The 13052-nt window shown below is 74.4% G+C and carries 11 protein-coding genes and 1 riboswitch; of the genes, 7 read left to right on the top strand and 4 right to left on the bottom strand.

The window, feature by feature from the left end; genetic code table 11:
- Positions 1-4 precede the first annotated feature (4 nt).
- Positions 5-1693: a ribonuclease J gene (locus AB0C17_RS01020; protein WP_120571099.1), complete on the top strand. Its 1689-nt coding sequence runs from the start codon at positions 5-7 to the stop codon at positions 1691-1693.
- Positions 1694-1867: 174 nt separating this feature from the next.
- Positions 1868-3418, top strand: coding sequence for a S1 family peptidase (locus AB0C17_RS01015; protein ID WP_357476198.1), 1551 nt, complete (start codon positions 1868-1870; stop codon positions 3416-3418).
- 73 nt (positions 3419-3491) lie between these two features.
- Here the strand turns inward: AB0C17_RS01015 and AB0C17_RS01010 are convergent, their stop codons facing one another.
- Together AB0C17_RS01010 and AB0C17_RS01005 are read right to left on the bottom strand one after the other, a co-directional pair.
- Positions 3492-5138, bottom strand: coding sequence for a YbjN domain-containing protein (locus AB0C17_RS01010; RefSeq protein WP_357382502.1), 1647 nt, complete (start codon positions 5136-5138; stop codon positions 3492-3494).
- Complete coding sequence (locus tag AB0C17_RS01005; protein WP_357467386.1) at positions 5135-5614, bottom strand: YbjN domain-containing protein; 480 nt, start codon at positions 5612-5614, stop codon at positions 5135-5137. The genes AB0C17_RS01010 and AB0C17_RS01005 overlap by 4 nt, the downstream gene beginning before the upstream one ends.
- A 113-nt stretch (positions 5615-5727) precedes the next feature.
- On the opposite strand from AB0C17_RS01005, the gene AB0C17_RS01000 reads away from it, so the two are divergent.
- Positions 5728-8184 carry a DNA translocase FtsK 4TM domain-containing protein gene (locus tag AB0C17_RS01000; protein ID WP_357476196.1) on the top strand — a complete coding sequence of 819 codons (2457 nt, stop codon included), beginning with the start codon at positions 5728-5730 and terminating at the stop codon, positions 8182-8184.
- 84 nt (positions 8185-8268) lie between these two features.
- On the opposite strand, the gene AB0C17_RS00995 is transcribed toward AB0C17_RS01000, so the two are convergent.
- Both AB0C17_RS00995 and AB0C17_RS00990 read right to left on the bottom strand, forming a co-directional pair.
- Complete coding sequence (locus tag AB0C17_RS00995) at positions 8269-8511, bottom strand: hypothetical protein (RefSeq protein ID WP_357382507.1); 243 nt, start codon at positions 8509-8511, stop codon at positions 8269-8271.
- An 88-nt stretch (positions 8512-8599) separates the two neighbouring features.
- The gene (locus tag AB0C17_RS00990) at positions 8600-8914 is read right to left on the bottom strand and encodes a multidrug efflux SMR transporter (RefSeq protein ID WP_357382509.1); all 315 of its coding nucleotides are present in this window, start codon (positions 8912-8914) and stop codon (positions 8600-8602) included.
- Positions 8915-8973: 59 nt separating this feature from the next.
- A riboswitch (guanidine-III (ykkC-III) riboswitch) is annotated at positions 8974-9039 on the bottom strand.
- A 96-nt stretch (positions 9040-9135) separates the two neighbouring features.
- On the opposite strand from AB0C17_RS00990, the gene AB0C17_RS00985 reads away from it, so the two are divergent.
- From AB0C17_RS00985 to AB0C17_RS00970, 4 genes are all read left to right on the top strand, one after another.
- The gene (locus AB0C17_RS00985) at positions 9136-10059 is read left to right on the top strand and encodes an ornithine cyclodeaminase family protein (protein ID WP_357476194.1); all 924 of its coding nucleotides are present in this window, start codon (positions 9136-9138) and stop codon (positions 10057-10059) included.
- Positions 10060-10108: 49 nt separating this feature from the next.
- Complete coding sequence (gene rimO / locus AB0C17_RS00980; protein WP_357467392.1) at positions 10109-11611, top strand: 30S ribosomal protein S12 methylthiotransferase RimO; 1503 nt, start codon at positions 10109-10111, stop codon at positions 11609-11611.
- Between the two features lie 47 nt (positions 11612-11658).
- Complete coding sequence (pgsA, locus tag AB0C17_RS00975; RefSeq protein ID WP_357382770.1) at positions 11659-12240, top strand: CDP-diacylglycerol--glycerol-3-phosphate 3-phosphatidyltransferase; 582 nt, start codon at positions 11659-11661, stop codon at positions 12238-12240.
- Positions 12241-12341: 101 nt separating this feature from the next.
- Entirely contained in the window at positions 12342-12887 is a 546-nt protein-coding gene (locus AB0C17_RS00970) for a CinA family protein (RefSeq protein WP_357382515.1), read from the top strand.
- Positions 12888-13052: the final 165 nt, after the last annotated feature.

The following is a 13052-nucleotide window of genomic DNA, read 5'->3' as shown; positions in this document are numbered from 1 at the left end:
ACGCGTGACCGAGGCGCACATCGAGGGTGAGCTGCCCCCGCCGCTGCCCGAGGGCGGCCTGCGGATCATCCCGCTCGGCGGACTCGGCGCCATCGGCCGGAACATGACCGTCTTCGAGTACGATGGCAAGCTGCTCATCGTCGACTGCGGGGTGCTGTTCCCCGACGTCGAGCAGCCGGGCGTGGACCTGATCCTGCCCGACTTCGGCCCGATCCTGGACCGGCTGGCCGACGTGCAGGCGATCGTGCTCACGCACGGCCACGAGGACCACATCGGCGCGGTGCCGTACCTGCTCGCCCACAAGCCGGACATCCCGCTGGTCGGTTCCCAGTTCACGCTCGCGCTGGTCGAGGCGAAGCTGGCCGAGCGGCGGATCCAGCCGTACACGCTGACCGTGCGGGAGGGCGGCCGGGAACGGCTGGGCCCGTTCGAGTGCGAGTTCTTCGCGGTGAACCACTCGATCCCGGACGCGCTCGCGGTGGCCATCCGTACCCCGGCCGGCCTGGTGCTGCACACCGGCGACTTCAAGATGGACCAGCTTCCGCTGGACGGACGGATCACCGACCTGGCCGGGTTCGCCCGGCTCGGCGCCGAGGGCGTCGACCTGCTGCTGTCCGACTCGACGAACGCGGAGATCCCCGGGTTCGTCACGCCGGAGCGGGAGATCGGCCCGGTCCTCGACTCGATCTTCGCGAAGGCCAAGGGGCGGATCATCGTCGCCTCGTTCGCCTCGCACGTGCACCGGGTGCAGCAGGTCTTCGACTCGGCCGTCGAGCACGGCCGTAAGGTGGCGCTGATCGGCCGGTCCATGGTCCGCAACATGGGCATCGCCCGCGACCTGGGCCTGCTGAACATCCCGCCCGGCCTGGTGGTCGGGATCGAGGAGGCCACGAACCTGCCGCCCGAGCAGATCGTGCTGATGTCCACCGGTTCGCAGGGCGAGCCGATGAGCGCGCTGGGCCGGATGGCCAGCGGCGACCACCGGCACATCACCATCGCGCCCGGCGACACCGTGGTGCTGGCGTCCTCGCTGGTCCCCGGCAACGAGACCTCGGTCTACCGGGTGATCAACCGGCTGGCCCGGGCCGGCGCCGTGGTGGTGCACAAGGACGTGGCGAAGGTGCACGTCTCCGGGCACGCCCCGGCCGGTGAGCTGCTCTACCTGCTGAACGTCGTACGCCCGAGCAACCTGATGCCGGTGCACGGCGAGTGGCGGCACCTGCGGGCGCACGCCCGGCTCGGCATCGAGTCCGGCGTCGCGCCGGACCGGGTCGTGCTCTGCGAGGACGGCGACGTGGTCGACCTGGTCGAGGGCCGCGCCAGCCTGGTCGGGCGGGTGAAGAGCCGGTACGTCTACGTCGACGGTCTCGCCGTCGGCGACGTCAGCGAGTCGCTGCTCACCGAGCGCCGGATTCTCGGCGACGGCGGGTTCATCGCCGCGACTGTCGTGGTCGACTCGGTCACCGGCAAGGTGGTCGCCGGGCCGACCGTCTCGGCGAAGGGCTTCTCCGAGGACCCGGCCGCGTTCAACCCGGTGGTCCCGCTTGTCACAGAGGCGCTGAACCGGGCCGCCGCGGACGGCATCACCGACCCGCACCAGCTCCAGCAGATCGTCCGCCGCACCGTGGGACGCTGGGTCAACGACGCGTACCGCCGTCGGCCCATGATCGTCCCGACCGTCGTCGAGGTCTGACCCGACCGCGCCGCGCGCCGGTCCACCCTTCGCGGTGGGCCGGCGCCGTCGCTTTCCGGGTACGCCCCGACACGGCGCGTCGAAACCCTCCGGTAACCCTCATCCGATCGGCGTCCGTCTCCGTACCTCCCGACGGCCGGCGTGCCCCTGCGCCGGTCGGGAGGAGCGTGGCGGATGGACCGCAGACGGATGACAGCCATCGGCGTAGTGGTGGCGGCGGCCGGGTTGACGGCGGCGGTGACCCTGCCCTCGTTCGCCGGTGAGGAACCCCGGCGGGCCACCCCGGCGGCCGACGGCGTCGCGCCGGAGGTCCTGGACGCGATGGGCCGCGACCTCGCGCTGACCCGCGACCAGGCGGTGAAGCGGCTGCGGACCGAGCGGTGGGCGGCCGGCACCGTCACCCGGCTGCGCGGGGAACTCGGCGCCGGGTACGGCGGGAGCTGGCTCAGCGCGGACGGCGCCACGCTCACCGTGGCGGTGGCCGACGCGGCCGGCGAGGCGCGGGTACGGGCCGCGGGCGCGGTCCCGAAGCGGGTCGCCCGGGGGGTCGCCGAGCTGGACGCGGTGAAGACCCGGCTGGACGCGGCGGGCGACGACGCCAGCCCCGACGTGGCCGGCTGGTACGTCGACGTCACCGACAACGCGGTGGTGGTGATCGCCCGGCCGGGCGCGGAGGCCGACGGTCGCCGGTTCGCCGCCGCCGCCGGATCGAAGGCCGCCATGGTCCGGGTGCGTACCGCTGACGAGGCCCCGCGTCCGCTGTTCGACGTGCGCGGCGGCGACGCCTACCTGATCAACAACGCGGGCCGCTGCTCGGTCGGCTTCTCCGTGGTCGGCGGGTTCGTCACCGCCGGGCACTGCGGGCAGCCGGGGGACCGCACCACCGGGTCCAACCGGGTCGCCCAGGGCACGTTCGCCGCCTCCTCGTTCCCCGGTGACGACTGGGCGTTCGTCCGCGTCAACGCCGACTGGACGCCGCAGGGCGTGGTGACCGACTTCAACGACGGCGGCACGGTGGCGGTGAACGGCTCCACCGAGGCGCCGGTCGGCGCGTCGATCTGCCGGTCCGGCTCCACCACCGGCACCCGTTGCGGCCTGATCCAGGCGAAGAACGCCACAGTCAACTACCCCCAGGGGACTGTCACCGGGCTGACCCGTACGAACGTCTGCGCCGAGCCGGGTGACTCGGGCGGTGCGTGGCTCTCCGGTGACCAGGCGCAGGGCGTCACCTCCGGCGGCTCCGGCGACTGCACCCGGGGCGGCACCACGTTCTTCCAGCCGGTCAACGAGATCCTCCAGCGCAACAACCTGACCCTGGTCACCGCCGGTGACCAGCCCGCGCCCACACAGCCGCCGGCGGGCGGCGGCGAGACCACCCCGCCGGTGACCGCCGAGCCCACCCCGCCGGCCGGCGACACCGACTGCTCCGGCCAGGTCAGCCGGACCGGCCGGATCGCCGCCGGACGGACCCAGATCCAGCCGGACGGGCGCTTCTTCCGGGTGTCAGCCGGCACCCAGGAGGCGTGCCTGGCCGCGCCGGACGGCGCCCGGGTGGCGCTGGAACTGCAACGCTTCACCGGCGGCGCGTTCCGCACCGTGGCCCGCGCGGCCACCGCCGACGGCGCGGCCCGGCTGACCGCCGAGACCCCTGCCGGCGCCTACCGGTACCGCGTCGTCGGGTTGTCCGGCTCCGGCGAGTACACGCTGGCGTTCTCCGCCCGCTGACCGCCGCACCCAGACCGCGGCCCCCGCCCACCACCGCCCTGTGGTCGGGGGCCGCGCCGCGTCTGCGGCAGGCTCAGGGCAGCGCGGCGACCGCTTCGGCGTACGCGGTGCCGGTGCGGATCGCGGCTGCCACCAGCACGGCGAGCTGAGCCGGGGCCACCCCGCAGGACAGGTCGGTGGAGACACCGGCGGCCAGCACCAGCGTTCCGTCGCCGGGCTCGTGCACGTACGCGGCGGGCAGCAGCCGGTCGTGGTTCCAGGCGTTGCAGAACGCGTACGCCTCCGCGCGCCGCTCGGCCGGCAGCCGCCGCTCCGCCACCACCCGGGCGTGCAGCACGTCACCCCGCCGCCCCAGCCGGCGGAACTGGATCGTGGCCTCGCCCCACCGCCCGGCGAGCGTGCCGTCCGGCTCAGGCGTGTACGGCTCGCCCCGGGCGTCGAGCGCGGCGGCGAGCAGCGTCGCGTCCAGCGGGGCCGGTTCCTCCGGGCCGGGCGGGCCGGGCTCGGCCGGATCGGCGTCGGGCTCCTCGTCGAACTCGCTCTCGGCGGCCAGCGACACCGGCGCGGCGAGTGGCCGCTCGGCGAGCCAGGAGGCGATCCGGCCGGACTGGTGCCCGGTGCCGTTGCGGGCGTCGAAGCTGCCGGCCAGCGCCGTCGCCAGCGCCTGCAACTGCGTACCCAGCGTCGCCACGTCCACCTCGGCGGCGGGCCGGGAGCCGTGCCCGGGGCGGTGGATCCGCCGCCCGCCCAGCCCGGCTTCGGCGGCCAGGCCGCACAGCAGCGCGCCCGCCGCGGCGAACTCCATCGCGGACAGGTCGTCGGCCGGCCGGTCCAGCTCGGGCAGTTGCTCGGTCAGGATCTCCAGCCCGCGATGCGGGTAGCCGCCCAGCGCGCAGAAGCGCAGATGCGCGGCGAGCAGCGGGAACGCGCTCCGCTCGCCCCGGTGCCGGCGGTACGCGCGTACGTGTGCCCGGGCCGCCCGCGTCACCGCCCCGGTACGCAGCCACGGCAGCAGCCCCACGGCGAGCGCCCGTTCGGGCTGGTCGGTGCAGGCCGCCGCGCCCGCCGTGGCCGCCTGCCGCTCGCCCCGCCGGGTCGGTGGCGTCTGTGGCTCGACCCAGCCGGCCAGCGCCGGCGCCAGCGCGGCCAGCGCCGCCTCCGGCTCGCCCCAGCCGGCCAGCAGGTCGGCCCGCCGGGCCGGTGCGCATCCCGGACAGCCGCCCACCGGGTCCGTGGCGTCCGCCGCCGACCAGCGCTCGTACGCGCGGCGGGCCGCCGGCTCGTCGCCGAGGTGGTCGGCGAGCCGGCAGCGCAGCTCCGCCACCGGCGCGGCGTCCTCGCCCAGCTCGTCGGCGAGCGCGTCCAACAGGGACCGGGACTGGTCCAGGCCCACCCGGGGCGTGCCGAACGACGCCTCCACCGCGTGCCGCTGGTGCCGGCGCAACCGGGTCAGCTCGTCCGGGCGGGCGTCCAGCAGCCCGGGGTGCCGGGCCAGCGTGGCCCGCATCCGCCGGACCGGCTCCACCGCGCGCCACCGCTCGCCCCGGTGCAGGTACGCCTCGACCAGCGCGAAGCGCGCCGACAGGGCGGTACGCGGATCACCTGTGGCGTCCGCCCGCGACGCGATCCGCTCCAGCTCGGCGCGGCGCTCCGCGCCGTCGGGCCGGTCCCGGGCGTCGTCGAGCGCGGCGGCGAGCCCCCTGTCGCGTGCCGTGGTCACCGCAGCGCCCCGCCGGCCAGCTCGTCGACGGCGGCGGCGAGCTGGCACCCGGTGGTCACGCCACAGTCGACGAGCCGATCGAGCTGGTGCGGTGTCACCCCGCGCTCCAGGTCGGCGGTGACCTCGCCGCACACCTGAGCCGAGCCGTCGTCGGCGACGTGCACGTACGCCTTCGGCCAGAGCCGGTCGTGGTTCCAGGCGTTGCAGAAGGCGTGCAGCTCGGGCACCCGCTCGATGCCGAAGTGGTGCGCCACGACGGTGCGTACCTGAAGCAGCTCCCCGGCCTCGCCCCGGCGGTGGAACCAGATCAGGTTCCGCTCCCAGCGGCCCACGAGCGCGCCGTCCGGCTCCTCGGCCACCGCGTACCCCCGGTGGCCGAGCACGGCGGCGATCAGCTCGCCGGTCAGCGGGCGCAGTTCCTGCGGGTGTCCGGTCAGCGGACCGTCCGGACCGTCCTCGATCTCCGGCGACGCCATCGGGCATCCCTTCTGAGGCGAATAACACAAACGACGGTCCGACCCGTGCTGCGACGCGCGGACACGACCCGGAAAAGCGGCGATCCACCGGGTACCGCCGTTACCGTGACTCTATGGCGGGCCGTACCTCTCAGGCGAGCCGGCGGCGCGGCGCGTCGCCGCGTGGCAACACGAACAACCGCGCCCGTCAGCCGGCGAAGAAGGCGGCGGCGCGGAAACCGGCACGGCGGCGACCGGCCCCCGGGCCGAGCCCGGCTGCGTTCGTCGGCCGGGCGGTGGGTGCTGTCTGGATGGGGCTGGCCCACACTGTCGGCTGGACGTTCCGGGCCGCCGGGCGGCAGGCCGCGTCCACCCGGGAGCTGGATCCGGAGCACCGCCGCGACGGTGCGGGGCTGCTGCTGTTCGGCCTGGCCATCCTCAGCGCGGTGGGCATCTGGGGCGGCGGCGCCGGGCCGGTGGGCCGGCACCTGGCCGACACCGTACGCCTCTTCGTCGGCGCCATCTCGATAATCCTGCCGGTGCTGTTCATGGTCGGCGCGTGGCGGCTGATGCGGACTCCGGCCGACCCCGAGCATCGCGGTCGCGGCCTGGTCGGCTGGGGTTCGATGATGCTGGCCACCGCCTCGATGCTGCACATCGGGCAGAACCCGGTCGACGAGGTCCAGCGCGACTTCGCCGGTGGCCTCATCGGCGCGGGCGTCGGCGACCTGCTGAAGTCGGCGGTGACCGCCTGGGTGGCCATGCCGCTGCTGCTTCTGCTGCTGGTGTTCGGCCTGCTCGTGGTCACCGCGACGCCGATCAACAAGATCCCGGAGCGGCTCGGCCTGCGCGCGGATCCGGCCGGGGTGGACGACGACGAGGAGTTCGCCGAGGACGAGGCGCCGGTGAAACCGGCCCGCAAGCGGCCGGCGAAGCGGATGCCGCCGCCGCTGGAGCCGCTGGACCCGGACGACGAGCTCGCCGGCGTGGACCTCCAGGAGACCCTGGTGCTGCCGCGCAAGCCGCCGAAGGTGCCGGCCAACCGCAAGCCGGTGGAGCCGCCGGAGCACTCGCCGCTGCCCACCCGCGCCGAGCAGCTCGCGCTCACCGGGCTGGCCGGCGACTACACGCTGCCACCCGCGAACCTGCTCGGCACCGGCGCCAAGCCGAAGAGCCGCAGCAAGGCCAACGACGAGGTGATCGCGGCGCTGACCGGCGTCTTCGAGCAGTTCGACGTGGACGCCGCGGTCACCGGCTTCACCCGCGGCCCGACAGTCACCCGGTACGAGGTGGAGCTGGGCCCGGGCGTCAAGGTCGAGCGGATCACCCAGCTGTCCCGCAACATCGCGTACGCGGTGAAGTCGCCGGACGTCCGCATCCTCAGCCCGATCCCGGGCAAGAGCGCGGTCGGTGTGGAGATCCCGAACACCGACCCGGAGAACGTGTCGCTCGGCGACGTGCTGCGCTCCCGCGAGGCGACGAGCGACCACCACCCGATGGTGGTGGCGCTCGGCAAGGACATCGAGGGCGGCTACGTGGTGGCCAACCTCGCGAAGATGCCTCACATTCTCATTGCGGGGGCCACCGGTGCGGGCAAGTCCTCCTGCCTCAATTCGCTGCTGGTGTCCATCCTGACCAGGGCCACGCCGGACGAGGTGCGGCTGCTGCTGATCGACCCGAAGCGCGTCGAGATGACCGGCTACGAGGGCATCCCGCACCTGGTCACGCCGATCGTGACCAACCCCAAGAAGGCGGCCGACTCGCTGGAGTGGGTCGTCCGTGAGATGGACATGCGGTACGACGACCTCGCGGCCAACGGGGTCCGGCACATCGACGACTTCAACCGCAAGGTGCGCAACGGCGAGATCAAGGCGCCGCCGGGCAGCGAGCGGGAGATGCGGCCGTACCCGTACCTGCTGGTGATCGTGGACGAGCTGGCCGACCTGATGATGGTCGCGCCGCGCGACGTGGAGGACTCCATCGTCCGGATCACCCAGCTCGCCCGGGCCGCCGGCATCCACCTGGTGCTCGCGACGCAGCGGCCCTCGGTGGACGTGGTCACCGGCCTGATCAAGGCGAACGTGCCGTCCCGGCTCGCGTTCGCCACCTCGTCGCTCGCCGACTCGCGGGTCATCCTGGACCAGCCCGGCGCGGAGAAGCTGCTCGGCCGCGGCGACGGCCTGTTCCTGCCGATGGGCGCGTCGAAGCCGCAGCGCATCCAGGGCGCCTGGGTGACCGAGCGCGAGATCGCCGACGTGGTGAAGTTCTGCAAGGACCAGCGGGAGCCGGAGTTCCGGCCGGACGTGCTCGCCCCGGCGCAGGACAGCAAGAAGAAGATCGACGAGGACATCGGCGACGACCTGGACCTGCTCGTGCAGGCGGTCGAGCTGGTGGTCACCTCGCAGTTCGGGTCGACCTCGATGCTTCAGCGCAAGCTGCGGGTCGGCTTCGCCAAGGCGGGCCGGCTGATGGACCTGATGGAGACCCGGGGCGTGGTCGGCCCGTCCGAGGGCTCCAAGGCCCGCGACGTGCTGGTCAAGCCGGACGAGCTGGAGGAGGTCCTGGCCGGCCTGCGCGGCGGCGAGGACTGACGGCCCGCGCCACGGACGACGGGGGCCCACGACGACGACGGCGGCCACCACCCTCGGGTGGCGGCCGCCGTCGGCGGTTCCGGGTCAGTTGAGCAGCGCGGCGACGAGCACGGCGCCGATGATCGCGCCGACCACGCTGGCGGCGGCGGCGTACCAGCCCAGCGGCTTGTCACCGAGGACGGCGCCGACGATGCCGAGGACCAGGCCGAGGACCCCGAAGATCAGCGGGGACACGAAGATCGCGAGGGCCGCGAACACGAACGCGACGATGGTGCAGATGCGGGCGGCGTTGGTGCGCGGGCGGGCGGTGGCGTGCATGTTGGCCATGGGGTTCCTCCGTGAGTGGTCTCGCTGTGTGGCTACGGAGGATTCGGTACCCCCGCCGCCACACCGTCCAAACCGGATGCGGTATCGATCAGGCGAACAACTTCAGGCCGATCACGCCGGCCACCACCAGCAGCAGGCAGGCCACGCGCGGGAGGTTGACCGGTTCGCCGAGCGCCAGCATCCCGACCAGCGCGGTGCCGACCGCGCCGATGCCGACCCACACCGCGTAGCCGGTGCCGACCGGGATGTCGCGCAGCGCGTACGCCAGGCCGGCCATGCTCCCGACGAGCGTGACGGCGAAGACGGCGGAGGGGAGGGGACGGGTGAAGCCGGCGCTGCGATCGAGCGCGATCGCCCACGCGGTCTCCAGCAGTCCGGAGAGCACCAGCACGATCCAGGCCATGGTGAATCACCTCTGACGGGCGGGCCCGGCGCGCAGCGGGCCGGGCGACGGTCGGGTCACGCGGGGCGTCTTGGCCTGACCGGGTACGCCCACCACTCGTCCGGGACGGCCCGCGGGCCGTCGTGGCCGACGGTAGCACCGGGCGGGCCGGACCGGCGGCGGGGTGAGAAAGCCCACCATGAGTGGAGTTGACGTCAACTTCAGGTTGCACGATTGAGGGCATGACCCTGCTCTTCTCCGACGACGACGTCGCGGCCGCCGTGGACGCCCCGCTCACCGTGGCGGCCATGCGGAACGCGCTGCTGGCCGCGCACGCCGGGCGGCTCATCGCCCCGCCCCGGGCGTCCGCGCCGCTGGGCGGAGGCCGGATGGTGCTGACCGCCGGGCACCTCACCGGGCAGTGGTACGGCTTCCGCTCGTACGACACGTTCGGCCACCCGGAGAGCGGTCAGCTCGTCGTGCTGCACGACGCCACCACCGGTGCGGTACGCGCCATCGCCGTCGGCGAGGAGCTGGGCTCCCGGCGTACCGGAGGACTGGGCGGCGTGGCGGTGGACGCCCTGGCCCGCGCGGACGCCGCCACCGTCGGCGTGGTGGGGTCCGGGCGGCAGGCGTGGACCCAGGTCTGGGCCGCGGCGGCGGTCCGGCCGCTGCGCGAGGTGACCGTGTACAGCCGCTCGGCGGCCCGGCGGGAGGCGTTCGCCACACGGGTCCGCGCCGAGCTGGGCGTGCCCGCCCGCGCGGTCGGCTCGGCCGCCGCCGCGGTACGCGACCGGGACGTCGTGGTGCTCGCCACCACCAGCACCGTCCCGGTGGTCGACGCCGCCGACCTGGCCCCCGGCACCCACGTCAACACAGTCGGCTTCAAGCAGGTCGACCGGCACGAGTTCGGGCCCGACCTGCTCGACGCCGCCGACCTGCTGGTCACCGACTCACCCGGCCAGGCCACCGCGTACGTGCCGCCGATGCTCGCCGCCGTCGAGCCGTACGCCGGGCGGTTGCGCGACCTGGGCGCGGTGCTGGCCGGCGCGGTCCCCGGCCGGACCACCGCGGACCAGATCTCGGTCTTCTGCTCCACCGGCCTGGCCGGCACCGAGGTGTTCCTCCTGGACCGGCTGGCCCGGGTGGCGGTTCCCGCTCGCTGACCCGGCCGGACGGGTGCGCGGCGGACCGGAACCGGCCCGGTACCCTCGGATGGTGTCTGCCTCCTCCTCCACCCCGCGATCCGACGGGCGCCGCGTCGCCCTGCTGACCCTCGGCTGCGCCCGCAACGAGGTCGACTCGGAGGAGCTGGCCGCCCGGCTGCACGCCGACGGCTGGCAGGTCACCACCGACGGCGAGGGTGCCGACGTGGTGGTGGTGAACACCTGCGGGTTCGTCGAGAAGGCCAAGCAGGACTCGATCCAGACGCTGCTGGCCGCCGCCGACACCGGCGCCAAGGTGGTCGCCGCCGGGTGCATGGCCGAGCGGTACGGCCGTGAGCTGGCCGACAGTCTCCCCGAGGCGCAGGCCGTGCTCAGCTTCGACGACTACCCGGACATCGCGTCCCGGCTCGACTCGGTGCTCGCCGGTGAGGCGATCGGCGCGCACACCCCGCGCGACCGGCGGGAACTGCTGCCGCTGACCCCGGTGAAGCGCCGCGACGCGGCGGTGTCGCTACCCGGGCACGGCACCCCGGCCCGGGTCGCACCGGAGACCGACGCGCACACCCCGGCGCACCTGCGGCAGGTGCTGCGGCACCGGCTCGACACCGGCCCGGTGGCCTCGCTGAAGCTCGCCAGCGGCTGCGACAGGCGGTGCGCGTTCTGCGCCATCCCGGCGTTCCGTGGGGCGTTCGTCTCGCGTACCCCGGACGAGCTGCTCGCCGAGGCCGAGTGGCTGGCCAAGACCGGCGTACGGGAGCTGGTGCTGGTCAGCGAGAACTCCACCTCGTACGGCAAGGACCTGGGTGACCCCCGCGCGCTGGAGAAGCTGCTGCCGCAGCTCGCCGCGATCGACGGGATCGTGCGGGTGCGGGCCAGCTACCTCCAGCCCGCCGAGACCCGGCCCGGCCTGGTCGAGGTGATCGCCACCACGCCCGGCGTGGCCGCGTACTTCGACCTGTCGTTCCAGCACTCCAGCGAGCCGGTGTTGCGCCGGATGCGGCGTTTCGGCTCCACCGACCGGTTCCTGGAGCTGCTGGCCTCGGCCCGCGCGCTGGCGCCGGACGCGGGCGCGCGCAGCAACTTCATCGTCGGGTTCCCCGGCGAGACCAAGCCGGACGTGGCCGAGCTGGTCCGGTTCCTGACCGAGGCGCGGCTGGACGCGATCGGCATGTTCGACTACAGCGACGAGGACGGCACCGAGGCCGCCGGGCTGACCGGCAAGGTCTCCGCCGCCACGATCAAACGGCGGTACGACAAGCTCAGCGCCCTGGCCGACGAACTCTGCTCGCAGCGCGCCGAGGAGCGCCTCGGCGCGACGGTGGAGGTGCTCGTCGACTCCACCGCCGACGGCGTGGTGGAGGGCCGGGCCGCCCACCAGGCGCCCGAGGTCGACGGCTCGACCACGCTCGTCGCGCCGGTCGGCGGCGGCGTCGATCTGGCCGCGCTGCGCCCCGGTGACCTGGTCCGTGCCACGGTGACGGCGACCGAGGGCGTCGACCTGGTCGCCGTGCCGGATGAGATGATCTCGGCGGCGCCCGGCGCGGTACGGTGACGGCGGGCCCTGATGGAGCGGGGAAGCCACGTGGGGCGATGCGGGACATGACGGGGGCGGAGTCGACGGCGGCTGCCCCCGTACCGCTGCTCAACGCGGCGAACGTGCTCACCGGCGCGCGACTGATGCTGGTGCCGGTCTTCACGGCCACCGTGATCGCCTCCGGCATGAGTCACGCGGGCTGGCGAATGACGGCCTGCCTGATCTTCGTGGTGGCCTCCGCGACCGACCTGGTCGACGGCTGGATCGCCCGCCGGTACGACCTGGTCACCTCGCTGGGCAAGGTCGCCGACCCGATCGCCGACAAGGCGCTCACCGGCGCCGCGCTGGTGCTGCTCTCCTTCTACGACCGGCTGCCGTGGTGGGTGACTGTGGTGATCCTGGCCCGCGAGCTGGGCATCACCGGCCTGCGGTTCTGGGTGATCCGGCACGGGGTGATCGCGGCCAGCCGGGGCGGCAAGGTCAAGACCGCGCTGCAGATCCTGGCCATCACCTGGTACCTCTGGCCGATGCCGGAGGCGGCGGCCGCGATCGGGCCGTGGATCATGGGAGCGGCGGTGGTGGTCACCGTGGTCACCGGGTTCGACTACATCGCCCAGGCGTTGCGGCTGCGTCGCCCGGCCCGTTGATCCGTTCGAACCGGTCGGCGGATCCGTCGATCCGGGTGACCGATCCGTCGATCCGGGCGGCGGGCGAGTAAGCCGGCGTGGGGCGGGAAATGGGGGCGGGCATGGACACCGACGCGAGAGACCAGCGGCCCGCCGGCAGCCCGGCGGCCGCCGTGGTGCACCGCCTGCACGAGTGCGGCCAGACCCTGGCCACCGTCGAGTCGCTGACCGGCGGGCTGCTGGCCGCCGCGATCGTGGAGATCGCCGGCGTCAGCTCGATCTACCGGGGCGGCATGGTGGTCTACGCCACCGAACTCAAGGCGACGCTCGCCGGCGTACCGGAGGACCTGCTGGCCGACCGCGGCCCGGTCGACCCGGACGTGGCGGTGGCCCTCGCCGAGGGCGGACGGCGGCGGTGCGGTGCGGACTGGGGCCTGGCCACCACCGGTGTGGCCGGGCCTGAGCCGCAGGACGGCAAGCCGGTCGGCCTGGTCTACGTGGCGGTCGCCGGGCCGGACGGCACCGAGGTGCGCCGGCTCGACATCGACGGCGGCCGCGACCACATCCGCTCGGCCGCGGTGATCGAGGCGCTGCGCCTGCTCGCCGACCGTATCGACCTCCCCGAGGGCACCGACGCCGCGCAGGCGGCGGGGGCCGGCCGCCGGTGAGCCGGCGAGGTGCCGACACACCCGGCGGCGGGACCGCCGGGCGGGCCGGTCCGCCCGGATTTCAGAGGCGGGGTGGGATGTCGTCGTGGCGACCAACGGGTACGGTTGCGGGAAGGCTTCGGCGGTCGCCGTCGGCGCCGGAGCGGTCCGCCGCGTCCGGCCCGG

The organism is Micromonospora sp. NPDC048887, from assembly GCF_040649715.1.
Lineage (GTDB): Bacteria > Actinomycetota > Actinomycetes > Mycobacteriales > Micromonosporaceae > Micromonospora.
Note: the sequence above shows the minus strand (reverse complement) of the source record. Positions and strands in the feature narration are given on the sequence as shown.

Bases quoted from the DNA above. Each gene is read 5' to 3' on its own strand.
- AB0C17_RS01015 (WP_357476198.1), top strand. From the start codon at position 1,868: ATGGACCGCAGACGGATGACAGCCATCGGCGTAGTGGTGGCGGCGGCC.
- AB0C17_RS01005 (WP_357467386.1), bottom strand. From the start codon at position 5,614: ATGGCGTCGCCGGAGATCGAGGACGGTCCGGACGGTCCGCTGACCGGA.
- AB0C17_RS01000 (WP_357476196.1), top strand. From the start codon at position 5,728: ATGGCGGGCCGTACCTCTCAGGCGAGCCGGCGGCGCGGCGCGTCGCCG.
- AB0C17_RS00995 (WP_357382507.1), bottom strand. From the start codon at position 8,511: ATGGCCAACATGCACGCCACCGCCCGCCCGCGCACCAACGCCGCCCGC.
- AB0C17_RS00990 (WP_357382509.1), bottom strand. From the start codon at position 8,914: ATGGCCTGGATCGTGCTGGTGCTCTCCGGACTGCTGGAGACCGCGTGG.
- AB0C17_RS00985 (WP_357476194.1), top strand. From the start codon at position 9,136: ATGACCCTGCTCTTCTCCGACGACGACGTCGCGGCCGCCGTGGACGCC.
- rimO (WP_357467392.1), top strand. From the start codon at position 10,109: ATGGTGTCTGCCTCCTCCTCCACCCCGCGATCCGACGGGCGCCGCGTC.
- pgsA (WP_357382770.1), top strand. From the start codon at position 11,659: ATGACGGGGGCGGAGTCGACGGCGGCTGCCCCCGTACCGCTGCTCAAC.
- AB0C17_RS00970 (WP_357382515.1), top strand. From the start codon at position 12,342: ATGGACACCGACGCGAGAGACCAGCGGCCCGCCGGCAGCCCGGCGGCC.